We start from the raw sequence: 21,071 nt of genomic DNA on the forward strand, positions 1-21,071 counted from the left end.
CCTCCGCCACCGGGAGAACCACTGGCATTGACACCACCGCCGCCACCGCCGCCGGTTCCTGCGACACCGGCGGTACCGTAATTTGAATAGCTTTGTCCATTACCACCGCCGCCAGCACCACCATTACCACCGGATCTGGATTGAGCGCCACATCCACCGCCACCGGCATAAAGAGTGTTCGATGATTCGGCAAATGCTCTTGTAGTTGTGTGTTGTCCCTTTCCTACATAGCTGGCAGTACCCTGCCCATCAGAACCATCATAACCGCCATGTGCAGTAATGCTCCTTCCGCCACCGCCGCCACCGGAACCACCATTGCTTCCATATATTGTAGATGGAGCATTAATTCCCCATGGAGCATATGACTGACCGCCAGCAGCCGCTAATAGTTCAGCACCATTTCTGGATATCGTGGTATTGCCACCGGAACTAGCTTTTAATGGGTCCCAAGGTTTTCGAGATGGAACAATTCCGCCAGCACCGCCTGCTCCTATATTAATATTTAAAACCTGACCAGGAGCAACACTTAGATTACGTACGGTTGTTGTGTACCCACCACCACCGCCGCCAGCGATTCCATCAGACTCATCAGCGTTAGTTCTGTATGCATGACCGCCACAACCACCGCCAACTCCGAATAAATCAATAGAAGTAATGCCGGTAGGCACAGTAAAGGTTCCGGATGATGTAAAGACCTGTTGTCCATGTACGACCACATTATTTGCGGATGCCTGCACATAACTACCATATAATCTCCCGGTATTGGTTGTAATATAATTCCATGCCGTGAAATACCATACACCAGCGGCCAGGGTTTTGTAGGCGCTTGTTCCGGAGCCTTCATAGAAGAGGGTTCCATCGTTGGCGTTGGACGGATAACCGCCCTGTTTACAGACAACTCTGATTCCGGACCACGGACCTCTGCTCGGTAACGCCCAGCTCGCTATCAGGGTGAGATTCGAATACTGGGCTATCCTAAAAGACACTACGGACGAAATGGATAAGGTCCCGGTTCCATTGCTGATATTGGATGAGGAAAAGGTATATCCGGATAACACCTGGGCGGCTGTTGCATTGCCGAGTCCTTTATAGGTTCCGGCAACGCCAAGTACGGTATTGTTGACTGCCACTTTATTGGCGTTCAACCCCAAAGCGCCTGCCAATTCCCCGTAAGTTCGATAGGTTCTCATATCCTCCGAATCCTCAAGGAATCTGCTATACCCATAAGGAGAGCTGAAGGTCACTTGATTGTCATCCAGATAGACAGCCTCCGCTTTCACATTTCCGTGATAGACAGGAATTGTGCCTTCTACCGGCTCATCGTTGCTGTCTTTCATCAGGGTTTTAAAGCCTGTCAATACGTTGTCTCTTGTCGTGGTGACGTCGTCCGAGGTGATGCCTCCGCCGCCACCAATATTAATGCATATATTTCCCATATTCTCACGCTCCTTCCGTCATAATCTGGAAATCGACAGCCGGCTTCTTGTAGGCTTTGAATGTCAGCTTCCCATCGGTCACCCCGCCTGTGCTGTGCATCAAAAGGCCGGCGGCTTTCTTGTAGGACTTAATTTCCTCCAGGGTAGTGTCCGCATCGGCATAAATGTCAATCACTTTGATACTGTCATTGGCGGTGATACCAGGGACTTCCACTGTCTGTGTATAAGGGTAGGTATCGCTCCACCCTGCGGCTGTCAAGGTAATGGTGCGGTGATTGTGCAGCCGGTCGATTTTCTCATTCAGAGTCTCTGTTGCCTGGCCGGAAAGCTCCGATATGTTTTCCAACAGCTGGTTCACCTTCTCTGCGGAGTAGGAGACAATACTGGCCTGCTCCACGGTCGGATTGTCATTGATGCCCAAGGCATTCTGCGCGGTATCTTCAATCAGCTGCTCCACATCTTCTAAGAAATATCTCTGCACGGCGATGATTGCATCACGCATCCAGTTGAACTTCTCCGCATCAAAAAAGCAATCCTTGAGCGCCGGATTACTTTCGACCAGCGCGTTGCAGGCCGTGACATTTCCCTGTTTGAAATACTCATTATACTGTGTCACCAACGGCATCAAGCTGCTGGTGACATCCATCATTCGGTTCCAGACATCCTCGCTTACCGGGAAATTGGTCAGCGGGGTGTCGATATATTTTCCTGTTTTTGCTTCTAACGTGTAACTCATGAAATCCTCCTGTCTCTTGCGGATATTTTGTTTTTTACATAAGAAAAACTCTCCAAAAAGCGATAGAGAGTTAACGTCATGGTTCCATTCAGAGTCGACCATGACAAATTTTTAATCATATACTGGCTGGTAACTCCCGTGGATTTTGGCGTGTAGCTGATTTTCTGGTTGACGTCAAGCCATGGAACAATCAACAAATCCAGGGTCACCGTGTCCATCATGGCGGTGGTCTGATAGGTCAGATATTCGGCCTGGTTGTAACAGAGGTCATCGGAATATAACTGCTCGTAGGTCTCCCTCCGTCGAATCTCATAGCCCAGCCTGGGCGTGGAAAAAGGACATTCCGGATTGGTCTCCTCGTAGACGGCGTATGCCTGGTACTGCCCAAGCAGATAGAGACAATTCCGAATCGTCCCGCCAAGATTTCTGCGGTAGGAAAATACATACGTGGTGTCTGCCTTCATCCGTCCGTCCAAAATGGCGGAGCCGTCATCATTTACTATGGGAAGGGGCTCCAGTCCGTTAATGCTGACACCTGCCCCGGCAGGGCTGTCAGAGCAGATGTTGATGGCGATGCGGTCCAGATGGTTTAAATAATCCAGGGATGTGACGCCCTCCAGTTCAATATGATAGTTTCCATCTGAAAATGTGGACGACTCCGCGTATCGGTCATTTTTGTCAAGTTCCAGGACTTTTCCCCAAACCTCAGTCACATTGTAGATGCCGGAAAAACTCGTGTTCAGCGATTCATTGACATAAATCTCCTGCAAAACCGTGTCATCCATCACGCAGGGCTCCGTATATCCGGTGGGAATTTCCCGCCAGATAAAAGTCCCATCCGGGCTGAAGAAGAACTCCCAGGAATCATAGAGCTCGCAGATTTTGCTCCATACGTCACAGTAGGTCACGGAATCACTGAACTCTAAATCGTAGGGGATTTCCTTTCCAATATCCTCCACCGTATATCTGGTGATGCCGGCCTCCTTGATGAGAGCGATGACACTTTCCCGGATATCCTGTCCGGCCGGGATGGTGATAGAGTAGCCGCCAATCACGCCGTCCTTGGTGCCGTCATAATCGCTCATCAAATCTCCACAGGAAAGTGAGAGCGTATTGTCTGTGGAATTGTAGGTATAATTCATGTCAATATAGGTGAAGGTGCCAATCAGCCACCAGGTGATATCGCCGGTTCGGATCGATTTAATGCCATAGTAAATGCGGATGTATTTGTCCAGCCATATTTTCCGGTCCTCCCCGACCACGAAGCTGCTGTTCGTGACGTGAAGATTGCAGGAGTAGGTCCGGCGCTGTTTGGATTCGCTGTCCACATTTAGATTGTCGGAAATCAGGTTGGTATTCAGCGATTCCAGAATCTTGAACTGTTTATTCAACAATTCCACTTTGACAAATACATCTTTCGGCGTCTGCTGTATCAGACGAAAGTCTGCATTATTTGAAATATTCATAGCGTTGTCACCTACTCTCTATCGATATCGGTATCGATGAAGCCCTTGTCATACAGGTCGGCGATTCTTGTTGGGTCGCCGCATTCCATCCATTCGATGGAGTGGGAAATGTTCTGATAGTGGCCATTTTCCGCCCGGGACAGACTGCCGACCACATTGACCATGTACATGTCGCCTTCAAATGATTTCAGGATTTTCGGCTTTCCGTCGGATAGAAACTGGTCGATTTGGTTTCGATAACTCCATCCGTTTTCCACATCGTAGCCGTCCTGTCCAAGCTCGATGAATGTCGCGGTCAGCGTGCCGGAATAGTAGCGGGCAATCCCATTGTTTACCACATAAGGATATCTGCACCCTGGGGAAATGATGGTCTGGGACTCTTTGTTGTAGGTGATGGTGTTGCTGGTATCCAGAATCATGGGATAGCTTGCATTTCTGTCGCAGATAAAATAGCACTCAAACTCCGAGTACACCGATGTGGAAATGGTGTCCGTATCCGCGCCGGAAATAACGGCCACATAGGCATATTCAATCTCTTTTCCGGACGGAGAGTAGTAGTCGTAGAATTCGATGGCAAAGTCTTCGTTGCTGTGAATTTCTTTCTCATAGATAGTTTTCCAGGCAAAATCACCTTTGTAACGTTTCTTGATTTTTATTTTCTGAACGATGCTCTCGGAAAAGCTGACATTTCCGGCGTAGACATCATTTTGATAGAGTGCATGTAAATATGTGTTAAAGGTCCAATCGGAAGGGATGTTCCAATTGAAGTTGATTAAACTGTCTTTTGTCGCGTACAGTTCATCCAGTACCATGCCGGTTAAAGTAAAGGAAGTCACCGCCGCTTCCTTAGCAGTCGCGTAGGAGACGGCAGAACCGGAGCCGGCAAATGTGGAACCTAATATCATGCAGCCACCACCTTTCCTAAATTTGCTGCCTGCAAGTTGTAGAAACCGTTGATTCTCGTGATGCAGAGACCGATTTTGTCCAATTCCTCAGGGATATCGATGATATTGCTGTAATAAACGGAATGGACGCCGTTACTGTTGGTTCTCAGTTCGTAACATGCGCGCATGGCGGATGTTCCAAAGTGCCCCACACGGTATGTGACGGTGCCGCTAAGCTTATCCGGGTCATCGGCGTAGAGATACAGGAATTCTTTGTTGTAGTCACATCCGTAGAAAAGGATGACTTTTGAAAAGTCACCGCTAAATGAAAATCCTTCCTGGTATGTCAGCTCATTGTCCCGCAAGTCGATGGCCTCATTGTCTAAATAGACGGCGGGAGTGTTCTTTAAATGTCCCTCCGAGGAGACAATATTGGAACGGATGTTGATGGCGCCGATGTCTTTTAAATTCACCGGCTCCAACAGCGAGAAGACGTCACGGATACTGTATGAGATGGAAATGTTGATGAAATCCGTCTCCACATCGATACCGTTTACGGTCCGGCCGGTGGCCTTGATGCTGTACTCGTTCTTGTTTGAGAATCCGGAAAAGGTGTATTCCATGGAATCCGTCTGATAGTTGAGGCCGGACGTGGACAGCAGGGTGTGGGACCTGGTGTAAACGGAAATGGCCCAGGAGTCCAGCAATTCCCCGTTTTCCTGGGAGTAGCTTAGGATAAACTGGTAAGAGGATGTGGAGATTACCTGTCCGTTTGTGATGTTTGTAAACTGGAATGAGGGCGTTTTCAGACACAGGAAATGTTCTCCGATGGCCTGAATGTCGGATTCGGCTCCGTCTTTGTCAAATACGGTGATAAAGGCGTTGTATTTTTCGCCATTCACCAAGTGGGCTTCTGAGATGTCGATAACATGCTCATATTTGAAGGAATCGACGGTTTTGTCGTATACCACTTCGTTTGTTTCGTTTTTCTTGATGATGCACCGATTCTTAAAAAACTGATTGCCCTGCCAGTTGAATTTGATAGTTCCACCGATCTCAGCATCGAATGGAGCTATATGGTAGATTGATGCTTGCATATTTCACCTCCTGATAGTAGTGGGAAATGCGAAAAGGGGCCGAACCGGCCCCCTGTTACTTGATTTCGTTATCATGGATTAATGCGCGTACCTCTTCTCTGATTTTTTTCGGAACCTGGTCCAGCGTTTTGAGACCTTTGCGGATTAAATCTGCATATACCTTTGCCATTGCTTATACCCCCAATCCTTCGTATAATTCGGTTAGTGCCAACTGTGAATTTGTCAGTTCGTCCTGTAAAGCTACATTTGCCCGATTCAATTGTTCCACCTGCTGTTCCTGGGTTGGAACGTACTCGATGAGAGTGGTTCCATCGGATTTGTAGAACCGGTTATCTATGTATTTGTCTCCAATTTGACATGGATACTGCAGACAATCTACTGAAAATGCATCATCGCCGTAGGTAGCACGGGCGAGATAGTTAGCCATTTCGTAGTTGTCGCAGACGAAGACGTTTTTAACTTCTTCTTCATAAATCATTGCGTATACCTGATGTACAATCATATTTTTAACCTTCCTTTTCTTTTAATAACCCCATCTAATGATGGCGATACCACTGCCTCCGTTACCACCATCGACTCGACCTCCGTTAGTTCTGCCGCCAGTTCCAGCGCCACCGCCACCGCCAGTATTTGCAGAGCCATTACCGGCAGTTCCCCAGGCATCTGCTCCAGCGCCACCGCCGCCACTTCCACCAGGAGCTGCTTTAGCAGTGGCACTATCGTCGCTATAAGACGCATAGTCATAAACGTATCCGCCACCGCCACCACCGGAATATAATGCTCCAGAGCTTTCACCAAAGGCTCTGGTTGTTTTATGTTGACCTATTCCTGTCCATTGAGAAACCTCATATCGTGGAACTTCGCCAGGACCGCCATTTTGGTCAAAAACAAGTACCTGTGCGCCATCAGAACCATCTGATCCACCGACCCCAGCGTGGGATGCTTTGTCAACATAGTCGGAAGTTTTTACATATCCAGAAGCACCTCCTCCTGAACCGCCAGCTCCAGCTCGGAGAGGATAAGTTGGCTGATTTGAACCACCCTCACCTCCAGATGCACTGCATATTCCATTAACAGATGTAGTACCACCGTTTTTACCATAAGGGTCTTTATATTTTCCGGCGCTGCCTCCAATTCCAATCGAAACTGAAATTTTTTGGTCAGGAATAACAGAAACATTTTTGGCAGTATTCGTATATCCACTACCACCACCATGATTATTTCCCAGTACCCAGGAATTGGCAGTTGCACCGCCTCCGCCACCACCAACGCAAAATACATCTATGGAATATACGTTAGCAGGCACAACGAATACACCAGAAGATGTAAACGTTTGTTGACCTTTCACTTGATTATTGGATACTGTTTTATCCGAATAACCTCCGTACATTCTTCCTGTACTTGTTGTAAGATAATTCCATGCTCTGAAATACCACGTTCCAGAAGCTAATGATTTTGTTGCTGAAGTCCCACTGCCTTCATAGAACAAAGTACCATCGTTAGCATTTGCCGGATAACCACCCTGTTTGCACATCACGCGTAATCCGGACCACGGTCCCTTTGACGGTTTCGCCCAGCTTGCAATCAAAGTCAAATTTGAGTACTGGGCTGCGTTAAAAGACACTACGGATGTTACGGATAGATTTCCAGTCCTTTTAATACCATCTTTCCAATAGGTATAAGAGGAGAGTACCTTCGAGTCATCGGCCGTAACTCCACCTGTTTGACTGGCAAGGCTGTTGGCTGTTATAATACTACCAGGATTATATCCCAGTGGTATCGTGACGCTTTGTCCACAATTCAGCGATACGTTTTGTGCCGGATTATTTGGCATAGTACCGATTCCAATTTCATCATCCGTGTCAGCTCCAACAAATGTTTTCCCCTGTAATACGTTGGCAGAAGTAACCGTAACTTCATCCGAAGTAATACCGCCTCCGCCATTTAATGCAATATAAATATCTCCCATATTCGATTATTAACCTCCTTGTATTCACTAAGTTCATATAATATTAATTATATGAACTAAAAGGAGGCGAAAGCTGGTTTAATGTAGTTATATTTAATAGCTGTACTTATGATATGGTTGGCATTTATAAACTAGAAACATATATTATGGGAAAAAACAGGGAGATATTGTAGTCATAATTAATATTATATGAACTACACATAAAAAATCTGGTTTGCTATAGGTGCAACAAATCAATATCACAGATTATTCCCAGTTTTATTTTCCACAACAAATAAATCCTGCCAGTTATTGCATGGAGCGCACACCCTTACTATATCCCCAACCGAGCAGGGGATAGAAGAGGAGACGGTATAGGTATTGCCGGAATATAAAACTTTGCATTTAGTTCCGTATACCACGGTAACTTTTGCCGTAAATGTTTTATCAGATTTATCCTTTTTCCCAAATGCCTCAACCAGTGACTGCGTCATCTGCTTAATCGCATTGGAATAATCGGTATTGTTCATGGAGATCACCCCTTCCTTTCATCATAAATTATCATAGTTTACTCATCTCCTGGCGCAGCAGCGGGCGGAATTGCGTTGCCAGGGCGCGGGCAAATTCATCCGGCCTTGAGACATTTTCAAGTATCGTATCACCCATGGTAATGTTGATGCTGGGGGACGATTTTTCCGCAAGATAAGACAGATTGCTGCCAGTGTTGAGCATAGGTACGGAAGATGCTTTCAGGATGGATTGAACATTGGCGTCAAGAATTCTTTGCTGCTCCTCGGTTAAGACCCATTCCCTTTTCAGTAACTTCCCATATACCTCATCCTTGGAAAGATTTTTGGAGGAGAGGAGACCGATATACCGGCTGGGAGTCTCTTTTGCACCAACCAATCCGCCGGAGTGGTATTCCAGAATTTCTTTTCTGCCGGCAATGGCGTCGGCCAGCGCTTCCGCTGTGTGGCCGGGACCGCTGGATACGTAATGGTTATCGTTGACATTGGGGCCACGGGAACCACTGGAACTGTCATTTCTATCATTGGAAACATAGGTTTTAACAACTTCAGCGGCTTTGGCAGCTTCCTCGGCCAGCCTTTTCAATGCGGCAATCTGGTCTTTGATATTCTGCTGCATTTCCTCCCAGGAGGAAGTATACTGATTCATGGCGTCGGCGTTGGCTTTCACGATTTCCATATAGTCGGAAAACTGGTTTACGGAGGCATTGGCGCTGGTCTGCATATTCTGGAGCAGGGATTCCAGATTATCGACGCCGTTTAGGCCCAACAGGGCGTTTAACTGCTCAAGGCTGGAATAGCCATCCTTCATCTGCTCGGACAATTCCCGGATTCCGGCCATGGCCTGCTCATAGGAAATGGAGCCTTCCTGATACCTTGTGACAAACTGGTTCATCATCTCTGCGATGCGTTCGTTAGACGCAGTCTGTTCTTCCAGCTGGGATTTCTGGCTGGAGGTGTTCTCGTAGAGACCTTTGAATAATTTGTAGATATCGTCATCATTTCCGGACAGGATTTTATCCTGCCATCCCTGGCCGAGAAGGTTGTCAGCCTTTGAGACATCAGCAGCCAATTGAATTTCATCGACAATGGAAGACCACTTATCTTTGATTTCGCCCAGCTTCTCGATTTGGGTGTCGTAGCTTTCCAGCAGTTTGTCGCGTTCTTCTTCCAGAGCGGTTATCTGGTTTCCAAGGTCCTGAACCAGCTTGTTGTACTGTGCGTCGGCAAGCCCCTGGCTGGCATCCCGGATGGCATCGGAGTCGGCTTCGTATACCATCTCACCGTTTCGGATGACCTTATTAGATTTCTGGTTTCTGGCCCGGTCGAGGTCGTACTGTCTCTGCTCCAAATCCAGCTGGGTCTGGCGTTCCTCGTTCTGCTTTTGCAGCAAATCCAATTCCTGCTGAAGAGGGTCAATTTTGCTCTGATAGCTTTCTTCTGCAGCCGACTTCAAGTCTTCGAGGGACTCCGTCTGCCTGTCAATCACTCCGGTGATGGCTGAAAGCGCGGAATCATAATCACTTAACACATTGTCAAGAGTGCCGCTTACCAGATTCAGAGTGTCATTCAGTTTACCCATCTGATCGACTGGAATCTGGAGAATGGAGGCATTCCATTCTTTCTGGGACTGGATGAGACCGCTTATGGTGTTGTCAATATCCTGAAGCTCCTGAGAAACGTCGTTGAACTTCTCGCTGCCAAAACGGTACTGCTCCAGCAGACCTTTTAACTTCTCCTGCTGTTCCAGCAGACTCTTAATTTCCTCCTTGGAAATGTCAAACAGCTGCTGAAGCTGGTCAGCCGTGGGATTAATCCCCATAGCAGACTGCTCGTCCAGGAAATTCTGCAAATCCTGCTTGATATTGGCCAGCATATTCAAATATTTCTGAATCCGCTCAATGGGGAGCCGCATGATTTTCTCGTTCCATTCCTGCTGCTGGATTTTGCAGTCAATGATGGCGCCTTCGCAGTCATTAATCTGGGCGAGGAGAGTAGAGTAAGCGGCTGAATCCGGGTCAACATGCTCCATCTGATCGTACAGGTTGTCGATTTTGTCGGTGTAAGAGCGCATCAAATTCTCAGAGAGACGAATTTGACTTTGTATCATCCGCTCACTCACAACACCGCCCTGGGCTTCCACCAAGTCAATTCTGGACTGAAGAAGAGCCATCCGGCCTTTTATTTCATCCTGCTGTGCATCAATGATTTTCCCGCGGAGTTCAACCTGCTTGCGGATGTGGTCGTTCTGCTCCTGGTCAAGATTGGCAATCTCCTCCTCGAAGCTGGTTATCTCTTTGTAGATATCGGCCGCTTCCTGAAGGTCTTTTGCATACTGCCCGGTATATTCACCGACGTAATCATTTCCATTTTTGATATTGGTAATGTCTTCTTCTTTTAATTTAGCAGAAGCTTCAGCCCATTTCTTCTGATAGGTGGATAATGCATCGGTGGAGAATTTGAGACGTTCTTCATCTTTGGCAATTAGATTGTCAATGGCATCTAACTGTTCCTCGTATGACTTGGTTTCGTCATTGAAAATCTTTTCAAAGTTGTCGTGTTCTTTTTTGAGATTTTCGTTGCGGATTTTTATCCAGTCGAATTCCTTTGGCTGCTCTTCCTGGGGAGTGGATTTGGCGCCAGGGGATTTTTGTGGGAACGTTGGTATACGGTCTAGCTGTTCTGAAAATTTTTGTAATTTCTTTTCCTGAACGGAATAACGTGTTTGGGCAGCTGATAATTCTTTTGCTTTATCAACAGCTTCTTTCCCGTACTTAGTGTATGCAGCCTGCTCACTTCCGTTCACGGTGCCAAGCATCTCTCCCCAGCTGTCAACACCGCTTACAGCACCTGCCATTTCCAGAAGGATTTTTAATTCTGTCTTATACTGTTCGATTCTTGTCTTGGTGCCATCAATAGCACTTTGTGTATTGTGCATTTGGTATAAAACCATAGCACGTTCATTATCACCATAAGCAGAAATCAAAGATTCAATAGCAGAACTTTCAATGGCATAACCATCAGCGGTTTTTGTTATGGAAGTAGCCAAATCCGTATGGTGTCCTATGAGAGTCGCAATTTCTTCGGAAGAGAAGAGCTCCCCATTTCTGGTTTTTTCTAAAGCTCCTGATAGTTCTGTTATAGAGGCGTGAATAGAATCAAATGTAAATTCATTGATTTTATTGAACAATTCTTCGGCAGATAAGCCAGTCTGATTCATTAATTCAGACAATTCGGAATAGGATGATATGGTTTTTTCATTGATAGTTCCATTTTGAATCAGTGCCATATACTCTTCTATTTTATCCGTAGGTAGAGAAGAGAAGAGTTCTGAAAAAGATTTTGCATGAGATTCAGATTCTTCAGTAGCGTGAGTTTGGACATATCCCAGTTCTGTGAGACCATCGATTAAGTCATTAACAGACATTCCATATTCTTCAGCATACTTTTTTAGCTCAATATAATTATTGTCAGATTCATCTGCTATTTTTGTTTTTAAATCAATATCATCGACATCTTTTAGCTTTTCAACAAATTTCCCAATGCCGTTCTGGTTGGAATGCACTGCTTCATTTAAGTCATACATTTTTGTATTGGCAGAATCCCATACTTTATTAAGAATAGAAGAATATCTATCCCATTCTTCTCCGCTATCTTGTATATTGCTTTTTACTGTTTGAAGATTATTATAAGCTTTTTGAACATTGGCGTCATTGTATGGGTCAGTTGATTTTAAAAGAGCTTCATTATATGTTTCAACGGCTTGAGTAGCTTCTTCCATGCCATTAGATAAACTATTATCATAAGCGATTTCCCCGAGTAAAGTTTTTTCATATATGTCGCCCCAATTCGATATGATTTCTTTCGCATCATCTTTGGCTGATATAGAAGTGTCTAATAAATCATCAAAAATGTGTTCATTTCCTAACTTTTTTGCCAAATTACGAACATCGGTCATAAAGTCATCGATTGTTTGTTCGGCATTTGTTGGGTCCGCATTGAGATATATCCATAACATACCGTCTGAACTGATTTGAGTTGTCATTCCCTTATCTTCATAGCTTTTAATTAAATCCTGTAATTCCAAGCTTTCTTCTGAAAATCCAGAGACATCTCCAATGCTCAGGTTATACATCTTTTGCTTAGTCATCATGTCTACGGATTTATTTTGGTCAGAACGGCTGATATCATTTAAAAATGTTTTTGCTACATTTTGGTTATATGCTTTTATGGCATCAGCATGGTTTTTGTAAGCATCTGTTACAAGATTCAATCGTCCATATTCATCACCAAATTTATCATTTAGTTTTGTTTGAAGGTCAAGTAACTGCTTTTTTACATTGTAAGTCTCTTCTTCGTTGCCCTTTGCCTTGAGAAGTGCAGTGTGTAATTCTTCATATTTGGCTGTATAATTCTCGATGGTAGTAATAGAATCCATGTAAGTGTTGGCGGCTTCTTGAGCTGCTTGTCTGGATTCCTCTTGAGCTTGTTGGTATTGCTTATATACTATGACTCCAGCGGCGAGGGCAGCGATTCCAGCGGCAGCTACATTAAGGAAACCAACGGAAACACCTAATTTGGCTGCTAATCCTTGCCAGGCAAGAGAAAGTTTCTGGGTCACACTAATGTTAGTTCCTTCAGTAGCTGTTAATTCTGCCATTTCAATTCTTTGTTTTATTTCAGCGTCTTCTAAACCCCTAGCTGTTAGTATTGTTTTTGCTTGTTCAGCTGTAAATACTTTTTGGTTTATGGCAGCAAGTATGACTTCTTTTGAATAACCAGAAGTAACATCTTTCAAATCTTCCATTACATTATTGGGTATATTATCATAATTAGTAATTTGAGTTATAATCACTCCTAATTTTTCGATAGCGCCTAACGAAATGCCTAGATTTTTCAGTTGCATTGGATTATAATAAAGTCGTTAGGATAATCAGTAAAATTCTTATGGGACAGGAGAAACTATTATGGATTATAATGAGGCTAAAAAAAATATATATGATAATATTGGAACAGGAGTTTTAATTCCCATTGCTAATGACGATATGCTTGCTTGCATATCTTTTATTAAAAAAGAGACTTCTTGTAATGACGAAACAGCAAAACTTATTTGGTGCGATTTGAAAATGGATTATGGTACAAAGGAAAATAATCCTATTATTGCGGCAAGAGAGAATTATAAAGCAGAACAGGCAAGGGAAGCTTATCAATATCGTAATAATGCTGAATGCCCATATTGCCATTCCAAAAAATACAAAAAAAATATCTAGCATATCTAAAGCTGGCTCCGTAGCCTTATGGGGAGTATTTGCCATTAACAAAGTAGGAAAGCAATGGCATTGTAATAATTGTAACAGTGATTTTTAACTTATAAAACGTTAATTAAGTTATAGCTTACACCTTGGAACATGCATTATCCGTCTACAAAATTATGGCTTTTGCAGGCGGAGAGGAGTGGTGCTCTCTGAACACTCCATGTCTTTAATCTATTTTATTCCATCATTACGATTTAACGTAATTGCTACCAATGGTTTATATATAGAAGACTCAACGTGGACATGGCTAGCTGCTTCGTTACCAATTTGATATGTATAAGCATTATTTCTTAGCACATACATAACTGATTCCCGTGTGTAAGCGGTTTGACTTTTTTGCCTTTCGGCTGCATTCACGTATGCTTTACAGCTCCGTTGTAGCGTAATCAGTATTATGGTTTCAAGCAATTAATCCTCTTTTTATTTTAAAACTTTCATCCTATGGAATTGTATATGTCGCCGTTATGACATTTTCTCCCCCATAGTAGCCCAACTTAAAAACCTAGGCAATTTTTAAGTAACTCTTATTTCAGAGTTAAGCGAAGTTTTTTACAAATGCGGTTAAACCTACGCCGCCAAGTGCAGTACCGAACAATCCAATTTTTTCTGTAATAAATCCAAAAACGTTTGCCAGTGATATAAGTATATCGACAGTGTTTTTCATGTCATCTTGTAAGAATAGATTTTGGGCAATACCTGTACTTACCTGCGAAAGCTGATTCAGTTTATACTCTACACGGTCATAGACAGCATTCATTTCTGCCATGGCATTTCCGGCGGAATTCTGCATGAGGTCTATGGCCTGGCGAGCCTTATCAAAGTTGGTGATGATGGCAGAGCCTGCATTTGCCTGCTCCGGGCTGAAAAGTTCGGATAGAATACCGAAACGCTGTGAATCTGTTAAGTTTCCCCATACCCGATTAATTTCATCAAGAATGGTGTAAATATCCTTGTAAGTATTATCGTCAAATCGAATACTAACCTGATGGTTGGTTAGATTGTAAATATCTCTGTTTAACTGGGCAAGATTGGCAGAGAGGTTATTTGTTTCGCCACCAAATCCCTGAATTCGTGAACTCACGGTGTTAAGGGCATTGCCAACTTCCACGGTATCACGAATAGTAGCTTGGGCGGCTGTGCCGAGAGCTATCGTTTCCTCCAGACCGATATTGGAGGCCTTCATGGCCGTAGCAGAGGTATTTAATATTTCAGAGATGTCCTGGTTCGATATAGACAGCGATTTGCCCACAATATTGATTTTACTTGCAATTCCATCCAAAGTATCACCAGCTTCAATGCCGTAAACCTTCATAGCATTTGCTATCGCTTTTGTGGCATTACTGATATCCATGCCAGGTGAAATGCTGGAAAGAATGGATGAAGTTTTGGCCAGAGACTGCGCTTCCTTAATCGAGTATCCCAGTTTCGTCCAGTCAGTAGTGGCCTGAATGACTGCACTAGTTGAAATACCCAGAGATTTTGCCACTTCATTGGAACGTTTGTAAAACACTTCTAACTCAGTAGCGGTTGAGTTGGTGGTTAACTGCAAATCAGTCATTGCGGAATCTAATTCAAGGATAGCGTGGGGCATTTTCTTGATCTGATTCCATACAGAAGAGAGACTGCTTGTTGCCAATTTCTTTAGCATAGAAATGGAATCAGCATCGTTCTTTGAATTATCCATTTATAACTCCTTTCATTTTTCATAAATGTTCATGAATGTTACGATTATTCATTCCCAGCACGTTCCTGCTCGGCGGATTCATGAATAATTTTGGCAAGCTCAGTGATAAATTCACTTTTTAAATCCTCCACTGGTGTATCTTTCAGTGAGACATAGAGGTTGCTGAGAAGAGTAAAAATGTCTTTCTGTTCATTTAACAGGCTGGCGATGGTTTTATAGAAGACCAGCATGACCTTGTTTTCATAGTGTTTTTTCTTAATCCATGTAATCATAATATTATCCCTTTCTTTAATGTGAGTTTTTAATAGTAACGGCCCCCTTTATGTAATTATCTTGTCTTGGAAATAGTAAAGTGAAGAGGCTGGAAAGCCTTATTTTATAAGAATTTTGAATGGTTAGAATAAAAAATATGTTCCCCCAAGCCTTTAAAGTTGTTATTGGAAGCGGTGGGCGTAACTTGTTCATTTTGACCGTTGACGAGTTATAATAATAGAAAATTTCGTAGCTATATGCTATTATGTTTATATTGCAGCAAATGACAAGTTGGAATTTGAATTGTGGAGAGAAAAATGAGTGATATCGAACTTATTGAAGTGAGTAATGCGTACGCGGATGATATATGGGAATTTCGCAAAGAAATCATAGAATGTGACGCGGGGAACGAAGACCAATTTGCTGGCTGTTCAGGTCTTGGTGAAAGCGAGTCCTCCGAAGCATGGGTTAGGATATGCAGGCTAAGGAAAAGTGAGGAAACATGTCATGAGGCAGGAACTAAAGTGCCATCCCATACATATATGGCTGTTCGTAAGGAAGATAACAAAGTTGTTGGAATAATTGATTTACGCCACCATATCAATCACCCTATTTTAGGATCCTGGGGTGGGCACTGTGGATACTCTGTGCGTCCTTCCGAACGAGGAAAAGGTTATGCGAAAGAAATGCTACGGTTGAACAAACGAAATGCAAAGGCGTTAGGGATAACAAGACTTCTTGTTACATGCGATGAAAAGAACATCGCTAGCGAGAAAACGATTATTTCCAATGGTGGAGTTTACGAGCAAACGATAGAAGTTGATGGAACTAAAATGAAGAGATACTGGATTATAATTTGAAAACCACGTTAAAAGGGAATCAGTCTTTATCCCAGGTATTGGTGACTGGTATCCAGCGGTTGACAAAAGAAAGTATTTTTTCACAGTTAAATAATCCGAAAGTATATACGTTATGAGTCGGCAGTATGCATCCTATTTTGGATTGACGGTATCGGAAACGGAAAAGTTATTGAATGATTATGGGCTAGAGTTAACGGAAGATGTACGAAGGATGTATGATGGTTATCAATTTGGAGAGGTTGGGATTTATAATTCGCAGTCTATTTTAAATTATGCAAAACGGTAAATGAGGTACGTTGCCTTGCGGGAACATTAGAGGCATTGAGGGCTGACGGTGTGCAGATTGTTGTATTGGATGACCCGAATATTTATTCCGAATATGCTCCATATTCTTATGTTGATGATATGAAAGAATTTATTGACAAAGTTAGTCAGATGAATCGGGCGATTCAATGTAGTTAGTAAGACAGAAAAAGCCGTGGCAGCCACGGCTTTTTTCTATGTTAAAATCCATTCTTCAGTTTCTCCTTATAAGATTCCTGAATCAATTCCATAGAGAGCTCCACCTCCCCATTCTCCATATCATTGTCAGCCAGCAGTTTCTCATACTTTTCATAAGTACGGATGCAATGCTTATAGCTGTCCTTATTGCAGGGTTTTCCTTCGGCTATGGTGGTGGAGAATTTGATGATTTCCCAGCGGAGGTCGTTGATTTCCTTGTCGATGAACATGTCGGTCAGCTTTTTTAGATCTTCGCGTATCATGTCGTCGTGGCGGATGGACTGGTGGACGTCTTCCTCGTGTTTTTGCTGTAAGGCGTCCAGGTTTTTGGCGGTTTGGATGAGGAGATCGTGGTCTTCCTGTTTCTTTTTCAGCCAGCGGACGGGTTTGCCGATGAGTTCGGAAAACTTGCCGACGATGGTGGTCATGGCGATGATGGCGGAGAGAAGATAGAACATGCCGATGATGAGGGCGGAGAAATCCAGCTTGAACAGTTCCAGTATGGTATCCATGGCTGTCACGTTCTGCTTTCTATACCGTTAGGGAGTGGAAGAGCGGGGCATCGGCGATGCCGGTGGGGCTCCATCCATGGTCTGTCTGGTATTGGGTGACGGCGGATGTTAGGTTGGAACCGAATTCGCCAGGGCATTCGACACCGCCTGGGTTTCGGCTTTTTAATAGGAGCAGGATTTCCAGGGCGGTGACCATGTACTGGGTTTCCCCGTATTTGACATAGTGCCTGCCAAGGGCCGCCTGGGTTTTGGGCCCCCACAGGCCATCCTCTGTCAGTCTGGCGGAGTAGTCCAGATTCATGGCTCGCTGCAATACCTTGATTCCTGCCCGCTTACTGAGCGGACCGTAAATCCCGTCTTCCTCAATGCCGCACTGGGCAAAATTGTTGGCGTGAATCTGTCCGGCCAGAATGAGAGGGACGGAGGAACTTTCCGAACCATTCCCATTCCCAGCCCCATACCCCGGCCGTCCATACCCCGCAATCGAGGCATCCCCCAGCCGGTATTTCTTCTTCCATACCCCGCCTCCATTGGCTATCACCCCGGAGCCGCCTCCCGTATTTCCCTCCACCGTATACACATAAGCAGAGTCCACATCATACACAAGCCCCGTATGATAAATCCTCACCGCATTTCGAAAGAATATCTGGTCTCCAATCTGTGGTTTCCCGGTGTGCCACGCCTGCATATTCTGATACAGCCGGGCCGATCCAACCGTATAATCATCAAACCCGCCGCCCAGCAGCCGCTTCGCCTCCTCAATTCCATAAGCCTGATAAAAGCACCAGTCCACAAACGCATCGCACCAGGGGGCCGGATAATCCATGATGGATGGCTCGATCGCATGCATTTCCTTCCCATATTTGGTATAATTCCGGTCCCCCGCATTAGCCGTCTTGTCATACAATTCACGATCGGATGCTTTCTCCAGATACCCAACTTCCCCCAGTGCAATCTCAATCACCTTATGGACATCATTTCCCATCATCCGGCACCTTCCTTCCATTTTCCAACCGGCTGTCCGTCTCCCTCTGAAGCTCCTGCACAGCCGCCTCAATCAGCACCTGTATCTGTTCCTCCGAGAGCATCTCTTTCTTCGAGTTAAACATCCGGTTCAAAAATCCGGCCACATAGTCCCTCTTATCCCCGCCATGTCCCGTCTCCCTCCAGACCATCTCCGCGCATTTCACAGCCAGTCCGGCCCACTCGCGGTACTGTTCCAGTTTCGCGTTCCCCACGGCGGCTTTCAGATAGGGAACCACAAAGTACGTCACAACAGCCCCAATCACGGGAATCAGGGCCAGCACCAAATCAAAAATTCTATCACTCATCCATTCTTCCTCCTTCCGTTGTCCGAATAACAGGTAAAAAAACGAGGGCATATTTCAGCCCTCGTTGCGTCATTTCAGTCAGAGTTTACTCTGCCTCGTCACTAATCTCAATCATATCCAGCACGTTGCCGTTGTCATCCACCAGCGCGTTGCAGGTAATGGTAATCTCTGCCGGGTCACCGTCAGAGGAGAAGGATAAGTCCAGACTTCTCTGGGGACTTGCCTTGTAAGCGGTGATTCTCATTGGCACCAGCTCGCCGTCCTCATTTTTGTCAAGTGTAGACATCTGGATGTAGAAATCCTTCGGAACCTTCTTGTTGTTGAAGGATACCTTCTTAACGCCTGACTCTTTCTTTTCCAGGTAGCCAACCACGTAGGAAGTGCCCACGGCCAGTTCGGAATCTGTTGTCGCCGTAAAGATTTTCTCCGCAACGGTTCCCTCGATGGCCTTGCCGCCGAAATCATCCTCCGCATACACGAAAACAGTGCCGGCAACCGGTGCATTTGCCAGGGTCAGAGAGCCGGCTGTGGCGCAGGTGATGGTTTCTTTTCTTGTAATAACCGCACTTGTCTCAATCTCGCCGTCACTTAACATGGCGTACACCTTGAATGGGTGTACCTGGAAGGTCATGGCGATGGTGCCGTCTAACGGATTGTCGAATTTGATGCATTTCTGCCCCTTCTTGTTCGCGTAGACCGGCTCGCTGGAAAATCCCATGGTCGTGGTGTTACAGAAATCTGCATATAACCACGGCGCCTTCGTCTTGTAGTCCCGGATGTCTAAGTCACAACACTGTCTGTTTGCCATATTTACGTTTGTCATTGATAAATCCTCCTTGAATGAAAAATGTGTTTGTTAGATTCTCTTCATGTATTCCATAGGCTGGTAATCAGAAGATTTTTTATATGAAAATGTATTGGCCGCCATATTGTCATTGAAATCACACTGCCGGGCGTTACAGTACTCGGCAAACATGCATGTGAATTGATAATAGGTCATGTCCCATACATTTAAAATAGAAATGCCCACCTTGTTGTTGGTGCAGTATTTCCGGACCATGTTGTCCAGCTCAAAATTCTTATCCGCCTTTTGCTTTAGCTGCTCGGTATGCTTCTGCATTTTCTGAAACAGGTTCTGCGCAAGGCTGTTTTTGAATTTCGGCCCGGTTGCTTCCGGTTTTTTGATGCCCAGAATGTGCTGCATTTCCAGGCGGAACTCCTCAAAATTGTCCTCCCCGATGTGGCCGGCCAGCGTTTGTCCGCCGCCGTCCGCCGTCTCGTAGATGGCAAAGCACCCCGTTTCCTTCTCAAACTCAAGCTGCCCGGTGAGGAAGAAACTGAGAATCCCGAAGAGCAGCTGTGTGTTCCCGTACAACAATAAATGGTAAAGGGAATCGTCACAGCTCTCCGGCAGGCCGTAAAGGCGTAGGTATTCTTCCCGGCTCATGGAGAGCAGGCTTAAGTAGAGAGAGAAGAGCTGGTAAGTGATTTTTCGGATATCCCGCAGGGTGGGGCATACGGCATGTCCAATGCCATTCAGATAGAATGGTTCATTGCACAGATAATCAAAAGAAGCGTACATGTTCATATTCCGTCCCTATCCTTTCCCGGCAGTGGTGGTCTGGCAGGCGGTGTGGTAGGTGTATGCCAGTGTTTTGCCGTAAAAGCCAGGGGCCGGAGTGGAAATTCTGACCGCCTCCTGTCCGGACAGATGTATGGAGCTGATGGAATAGCTCTTCATGAAATCTGCCATGGCGGGCTGTGACAGAATGGAAGTGTGAATCATCTGGCACAGGCAGTCGGCGCGATTGCCGTAAATGCCTATGGAGTTACAGAAGGCTTTCTCCTCTTCCGATAATGCGACAGCGTCCCTGTGGCAGACGACGGTGATTTCCACTGTGACCTCCCTGACACCGGCGGGTGATACGGCCGCCAGAACCGTGTCCAGATAGATTCCACAGCTGTTGTCTGTGATGGTGCCTTCCAGGTATGAAGTGTCGAAACAGTGATGGCCATACCAGCTGCCGGTTCCCGTCTCCCCAGGCGTCCCGGCCGCCGGCACGGTCAGGCGGACAATGTCCTCATGTTCGCCCATGATGGCGATAAGCCTGTCCTTAATCTGATTCATATCAGAAAGCGGATTGTATGTAGTTGTAGTCATAACTCACCTCCTCAAGGTCCATTGATTCTTCACAGTATGCCAGGGACCGTGCCGGAAATGTTTCCAGCACCGCCACTGGCGAGTGGGAAGGTGTCCTGCATGTTTAGGGCCTTCCCTTTATGGGATTATCCCGTTTTGGAAGAAGTTTTGGGGAAATGGCAAAAACCCTTGATTTTCCTGGCTTTTAAGGGGCCATACCGGAAAGTGCCTGTCCCCCCTGGCCCGGATTTTGTTTTCCGCCGCGCTTTTTCAGCTTTTTTATTCGATCCCGCTCCCGCCTGGATTTCCGTCTTGCAGTCCTCGCAGTATTTGCTGCTGAAATCATTTTTATTAATAAGGAAGAATCTCTGGTTGCAGCGCT

The 21,071-nt window shown here is 45.3% G+C and carries 23 protein-coding genes and 1 pseudogene; 6 read left to right on the forward strand and 18 right to left on the reverse strand.

Annotation, left to right across the window (positions count from 1 at the left end; genetic code table 11):
• From HMPREF9473_RS27705 to HMPREF9473_RS10605, 10 genes are all read right to left on the reverse strand, one after another.
• On the reverse strand, positions 1-1,436 hold a 1,436-nt coding region (locus HMPREF9473_RS27705), incomplete at its 3' end, for a glycine-rich domain-containing protein (RefSeq protein WP_006780096.1).
• 4 nt (positions 1,437-1,440) lie between these two features.
• Positions 1,441-2,172: a hypothetical protein gene (locus tag HMPREF9473_RS26165; RefSeq protein WP_006780097.1), complete on the reverse strand. Its 732-nt coding sequence runs from the start codon at positions 2,170-2,172 to the stop codon at positions 1,441-1,443.
• On the reverse strand, positions 2,169-3,638 hold the full coding sequence (locus HMPREF9473_RS10570) for a DUF5048 domain-containing protein (protein ID WP_006780098.1): 1,470 nt from the start codon (positions 3,636-3,638) through the stop codon (positions 2,169-2,171). Before HMPREF9473_RS10570 ends, HMPREF9473_RS26165 begins: the two co-directional genes overlap by 4 nt.
• Positions 3,639-3,649: 11 nt before the next feature.
• Complete coding sequence (locus HMPREF9473_RS10575) at positions 3,650-4,543, reverse strand: hypothetical protein (RefSeq protein ID WP_006780099.1); 894 nt, start codon at positions 4,541-4,543, stop codon at positions 3,650-3,652.
• The gene (locus HMPREF9473_RS10580) at positions 4,540-5,619 is read right to left on the reverse strand and encodes a hypothetical protein (RefSeq protein ID WP_006780100.1); all 1,080 of its coding nucleotides are present in this window, start codon (positions 5,617-5,619) and stop codon (positions 4,540-4,542) included. The genes HMPREF9473_RS10575 and HMPREF9473_RS10580 overlap by 4 nt, the downstream gene beginning before the upstream one ends.
• 55 nt (positions 5,620-5,674) lie before the next feature.
• Complete coding sequence (locus HMPREF9473_RS28395; protein WP_278245524.1) at positions 5,675-5,788, reverse strand: CD1375 family protein; 114 nt, start codon at positions 5,786-5,788, stop codon at positions 5,675-5,677.
• Between the two features lie 3 nt (positions 5,789-5,791).
• Positions 5,792-6,121 carry a hypothetical protein gene (locus HMPREF9473_RS10585; protein WP_006780101.1) on the reverse strand — a complete coding sequence of 110 codons (330 nt, stop codon included), beginning with the start codon at positions 6,119-6,121 and terminating at the stop codon, positions 5,792-5,794.
• A gap of 21 nt (positions 6,122-6,142) precedes the next feature.
• Positions 6,143-7,588, reverse strand: a complete 1,446-nt coding sequence (locus HMPREF9473_RS27340) for a glycine-rich domain-containing protein (protein WP_157140215.1) — start codon at positions 7,586-7,588, stop codon at positions 6,143-6,145.
• A gap of 239 nt (positions 7,589-7,827) precedes the next feature.
• Complete coding sequence (locus HMPREF9473_RS10600; protein ID WP_006780104.1) at positions 7,828-8,097, reverse strand: hypothetical protein; 270 nt, start codon at positions 8,095-8,097, stop codon at positions 7,828-7,830.
• Positions 8,098-8,128: 31 nt separating this feature from the next.
• Positions 8,129-13,000: a hypothetical protein gene (locus HMPREF9473_RS10605; RefSeq protein WP_034858280.1), complete on the reverse strand. Its 4,872-nt coding sequence runs from the start codon at positions 12,998-13,000 to the stop codon at positions 8,129-8,131.
• 61 nt (positions 13,001-13,061) lie between these two features.
• On the opposite strand from HMPREF9473_RS10605, the gene HMPREF9473_RS10610 reads away from it, so the two are divergent.
• Complete coding sequence (locus tag HMPREF9473_RS10610; RefSeq protein ID WP_006780106.1) at positions 13,062-13,364, forward strand: hypothetical protein; 303 nt, start codon at positions 13,062-13,064, stop codon at positions 13,362-13,364.
• A gap of 580 nt (positions 13,365-13,944) precedes the next feature.
• On the opposite strand, the gene HMPREF9473_RS26820 is transcribed toward HMPREF9473_RS10610, so the two are convergent.
• The gene (locus HMPREF9473_RS26820; protein ID WP_006780107.1) at positions 13,945-15,093 is read right to left on the reverse strand and encodes a phage tail tape measure protein; all 1,149 of its coding nucleotides are present in this window, start codon (positions 15,091-15,093) and stop codon (positions 13,945-13,947) included.
• A gap of 44 nt (positions 15,094-15,137) precedes the next feature.
• Entirely contained in the window at positions 15,138-15,365 is a 228-nt protein-coding gene (locus HMPREF9473_RS10620; protein WP_006780108.1) for a hypothetical protein, read from the reverse strand.
• A gap of 297 nt (positions 15,366-15,662) precedes the next feature.
• Between HMPREF9473_RS10620 and HMPREF9473_RS10625 the strand changes: the two genes are divergently transcribed.
• The 4 genes and pseudogenes from HMPREF9473_RS10625 to HMPREF9473_RS28520 form a co-directional block, all read left to right on the forward strand.
• Positions 15,663-16,205: a GNAT family N-acetyltransferase gene (locus HMPREF9473_RS10625; RefSeq protein ID WP_006780109.1), complete on the forward strand. Its 543-nt coding sequence runs from the start codon at positions 15,663-15,665 to the stop codon at positions 16,203-16,205.
• A 41-nt stretch (positions 16,206-16,246) separates the two neighbouring features.
• Complete coding sequence (locus tag HMPREF9473_RS28650) at positions 16,247-16,321, forward strand: hypothetical protein (protein ID WP_349674966.1); 75 nt, start codon at positions 16,247-16,249, stop codon at positions 16,319-16,321.
• Positions 16,318-16,491 carry an AAA family ATPase gene (locus tag HMPREF9473_RS28655; RefSeq protein ID WP_138669350.1) on the forward strand — a complete coding sequence of 58 codons (174 nt, stop codon included), beginning with the start codon at positions 16,318-16,320 and terminating at the stop codon, positions 16,489-16,491. The genes HMPREF9473_RS28650 and HMPREF9473_RS28655 overlap by 4 nt, the downstream gene beginning before the upstream one ends.
• Positions 16,491-16,667, forward strand: a pseudogene (locus HMPREF9473_RS28520) (DUF6718 family protein); the annotation flags it as partial. The gene HMPREF9473_RS28655 and the pseudogene HMPREF9473_RS28520, both read left to right, overlap by 1 nt.
• 41 nt (positions 16,668-16,708) lie before the next feature.
• Here HMPREF9473_RS28520 and HMPREF9473_RS10630 read toward each other — a convergent pair.
• From HMPREF9473_RS10630 to HMPREF9473_RS10660, 6 genes are all read right to left on the reverse strand, one after another.
• Positions 16,709-17,218: a hypothetical protein gene (locus HMPREF9473_RS10630; protein WP_006780110.1), complete on the reverse strand. Its 510-nt coding sequence runs from the start codon at positions 17,216-17,218 to the stop codon at positions 16,709-16,711.
• 19 nt (positions 17,219-17,237) lie between these two features.
• Positions 17,238-18,206, reverse strand: a complete 969-nt coding sequence (locus HMPREF9473_RS26170; RefSeq protein ID WP_006780111.1) for a peptidoglycan-binding protein — start codon at positions 18,204-18,206, stop codon at positions 17,238-17,240.
• A complete protein-coding gene (locus HMPREF9473_RS10645) occupies positions 18,193-18,549 on the reverse strand; it encodes a phage holin (protein ID WP_006780112.1) in 357 nt (118 codons plus the stop codon). Before HMPREF9473_RS10645 ends, HMPREF9473_RS26170 begins: the two co-directional genes overlap by 14 nt.
• An 85-nt stretch (positions 18,550-18,634) precedes the next feature.
• Positions 18,635-19,372 carry a hypothetical protein gene (locus HMPREF9473_RS10650; protein ID WP_006780113.1) on the reverse strand — a complete coding sequence of 246 codons (738 nt, stop codon included), beginning with the start codon at positions 19,370-19,372 and terminating at the stop codon, positions 18,635-18,637.
• A 33-nt stretch (positions 19,373-19,405) separates the two neighbouring features.
• A complete protein-coding gene (locus HMPREF9473_RS10655; RefSeq protein WP_006780114.1) occupies positions 19,406-20,137 on the reverse strand; it encodes a hypothetical protein in 732 nt (243 codons plus the stop codon).
• A gap of 9 nt (positions 20,138-20,146) precedes the next feature.
• Positions 20,147-20,710 carry a hypothetical protein gene (locus HMPREF9473_RS10660; RefSeq protein ID WP_006780115.1) on the reverse strand — a complete coding sequence of 188 codons (564 nt, stop codon included), beginning with the start codon at positions 20,708-20,710 and terminating at the stop codon, positions 20,147-20,149.
• Between the two features lie 135 nt (positions 20,711-20,845).
• On the opposite strand from HMPREF9473_RS10660, the gene HMPREF9473_RS27925 reads away from it, so the two are divergent.
• A partial coding sequence (locus HMPREF9473_RS27925; RefSeq protein ID WP_207636794.1) for a hypothetical protein occupies positions 20,846-21,071 on the forward strand: 226 nt, incomplete at its 3' end.

It is taken from the genome of Hungatella hathewayi WAL-18680, assembly GCF_000235505.1.
Classification (GTDB): Bacteria; Bacillota; Clostridia; order Lachnospirales; family Lachnospiraceae; genus Hungatella_A; species Hungatella_A hathewayi_A.

What these genes read in the sequence shown, in the direction of transcription:
- HMPREF9473_RS10570 (WP_006780098.1), bottom strand. Translation starts at nt 3,638, where the DNA reads ATGAATATTTCAAATAATGCAGACTTTCGTCTGATACAGCAGACGCCG.
- HMPREF9473_RS10580 (WP_006780100.1), bottom strand. Translation starts at nt 5,619, where the DNA reads ATGCAAGCATCAATCTACCATATAGCTCCATTCGATGCTGAGATCGGT.
- HMPREF9473_RS10600 (WP_006780104.1), bottom strand. Translation starts at nt 8,097, where the DNA reads ATGAACAATACCGATTATTCCAATGCGATTAAGCAGATGACGCAGTCA.
- HMPREF9473_RS10660 (WP_006780115.1), bottom strand. Translation starts at nt 20,710, where the DNA reads ATGACTACAACTACATACAATCCGCTTTCTGATATGAATCAGATTAAG.
- HMPREF9473_RS10605 (WP_034858280.1), bottom strand. Translation starts at nt 13,000, where the DNA reads ATGCAACTGAAAAATCTAGGCATTTCGTTAGGCGCTATCGAAAAATTA.
- HMPREF9473_RS26170 (WP_006780111.1), bottom strand. Translation starts at nt 18,206, where the DNA reads ATGATGGGAAATGATGTCCATAAGGTGATTGAGATTGCACTGGGGGAA.
- HMPREF9473_RS10655 (WP_006780114.1), bottom strand. Translation starts at nt 20,137, where the DNA reads ATGAACATGTACGCTTCTTTTGATTATCTGTGCAATGAACCATTCTAT.
- HMPREF9473_RS10650 (WP_006780113.1), bottom strand. Translation starts at nt 19,372, where the DNA reads ATGACAAACGTAAATATGGCAAACAGACAGTGTTGTGACTTAGACATC.
- HMPREF9473_RS10630 (WP_006780110.1), bottom strand. Translation starts at nt 17,218, where the DNA reads ATGGATACCATACTGGAACTGTTCAAGCTGGATTTCTCCGCCCTCATC.
- HMPREF9473_RS26820 (WP_006780107.1), bottom strand. Translation starts at nt 15,093, where the DNA reads ATGGATAATTCAAAGAACGATGCTGATTCCATTTCTATGCTAAAGAAA.
- HMPREF9473_RS10610 (WP_006780106.1), top strand. Translation starts at nt 13,062, where the DNA reads ATGGATTATAATGAGGCTAAAAAAAATATATATGATAATATTGGAACA.
- HMPREF9473_RS10585 (WP_006780101.1), bottom strand. Translation starts at nt 6,121, where the DNA reads ATGATTGTACATCAGGTATACGCAATGATTTATGAAGAAGAAGTTAAA.
- HMPREF9473_RS10575 (WP_006780099.1), bottom strand. Translation starts at nt 4,543, where the DNA reads ATGATATTAGGTTCCACATTTGCCGGCTCCGGTTCTGCCGTCTCCTAC.
- HMPREF9473_RS10625 (WP_006780109.1), top strand. Translation starts at nt 15,663, where the DNA reads ATGAGTGATATCGAACTTATTGAAGTGAGTAATGCGTACGCGGATGAT.
- HMPREF9473_RS26165 (WP_006780097.1), bottom strand. Translation starts at nt 2,172, where the DNA reads ATGAGTTACACGTTAGAAGCAAAAACAGGAAAATATATCGACACCCCG.
- HMPREF9473_RS10620 (WP_006780108.1), bottom strand. Translation starts at nt 15,365, where the DNA reads ATGATTACATGGATTAAGAAAAAACACTATGAAAACAAGGTCATGCTG.
- HMPREF9473_RS28655 (WP_138669350.1), top strand. Translation starts at nt 16,318, where the DNA reads ATGAGTCGGCAGTATGCATCCTATTTTGGATTGACGGTATCGGAAACG.
- HMPREF9473_RS28395 (WP_278245524.1), bottom strand. Translation starts at nt 5,788, where the DNA reads ATGGCAAAGGTATATGCAGATTTAATCCGCAAAGGTCTCAAAACGCTG.
- HMPREF9473_RS10645 (WP_006780112.1), bottom strand. Translation starts at nt 18,549, where the DNA reads ATGAGTGATAGAATTTTTGATTTGGTGCTGGCCCTGATTCCCGTGATT.
- HMPREF9473_RS27340 (WP_157140215.1), bottom strand. Translation starts at nt 7,588, where the DNA reads ATGGGAGATATTTATATTGCATTAAATGGCGGAGGCGGTATTACTTCG.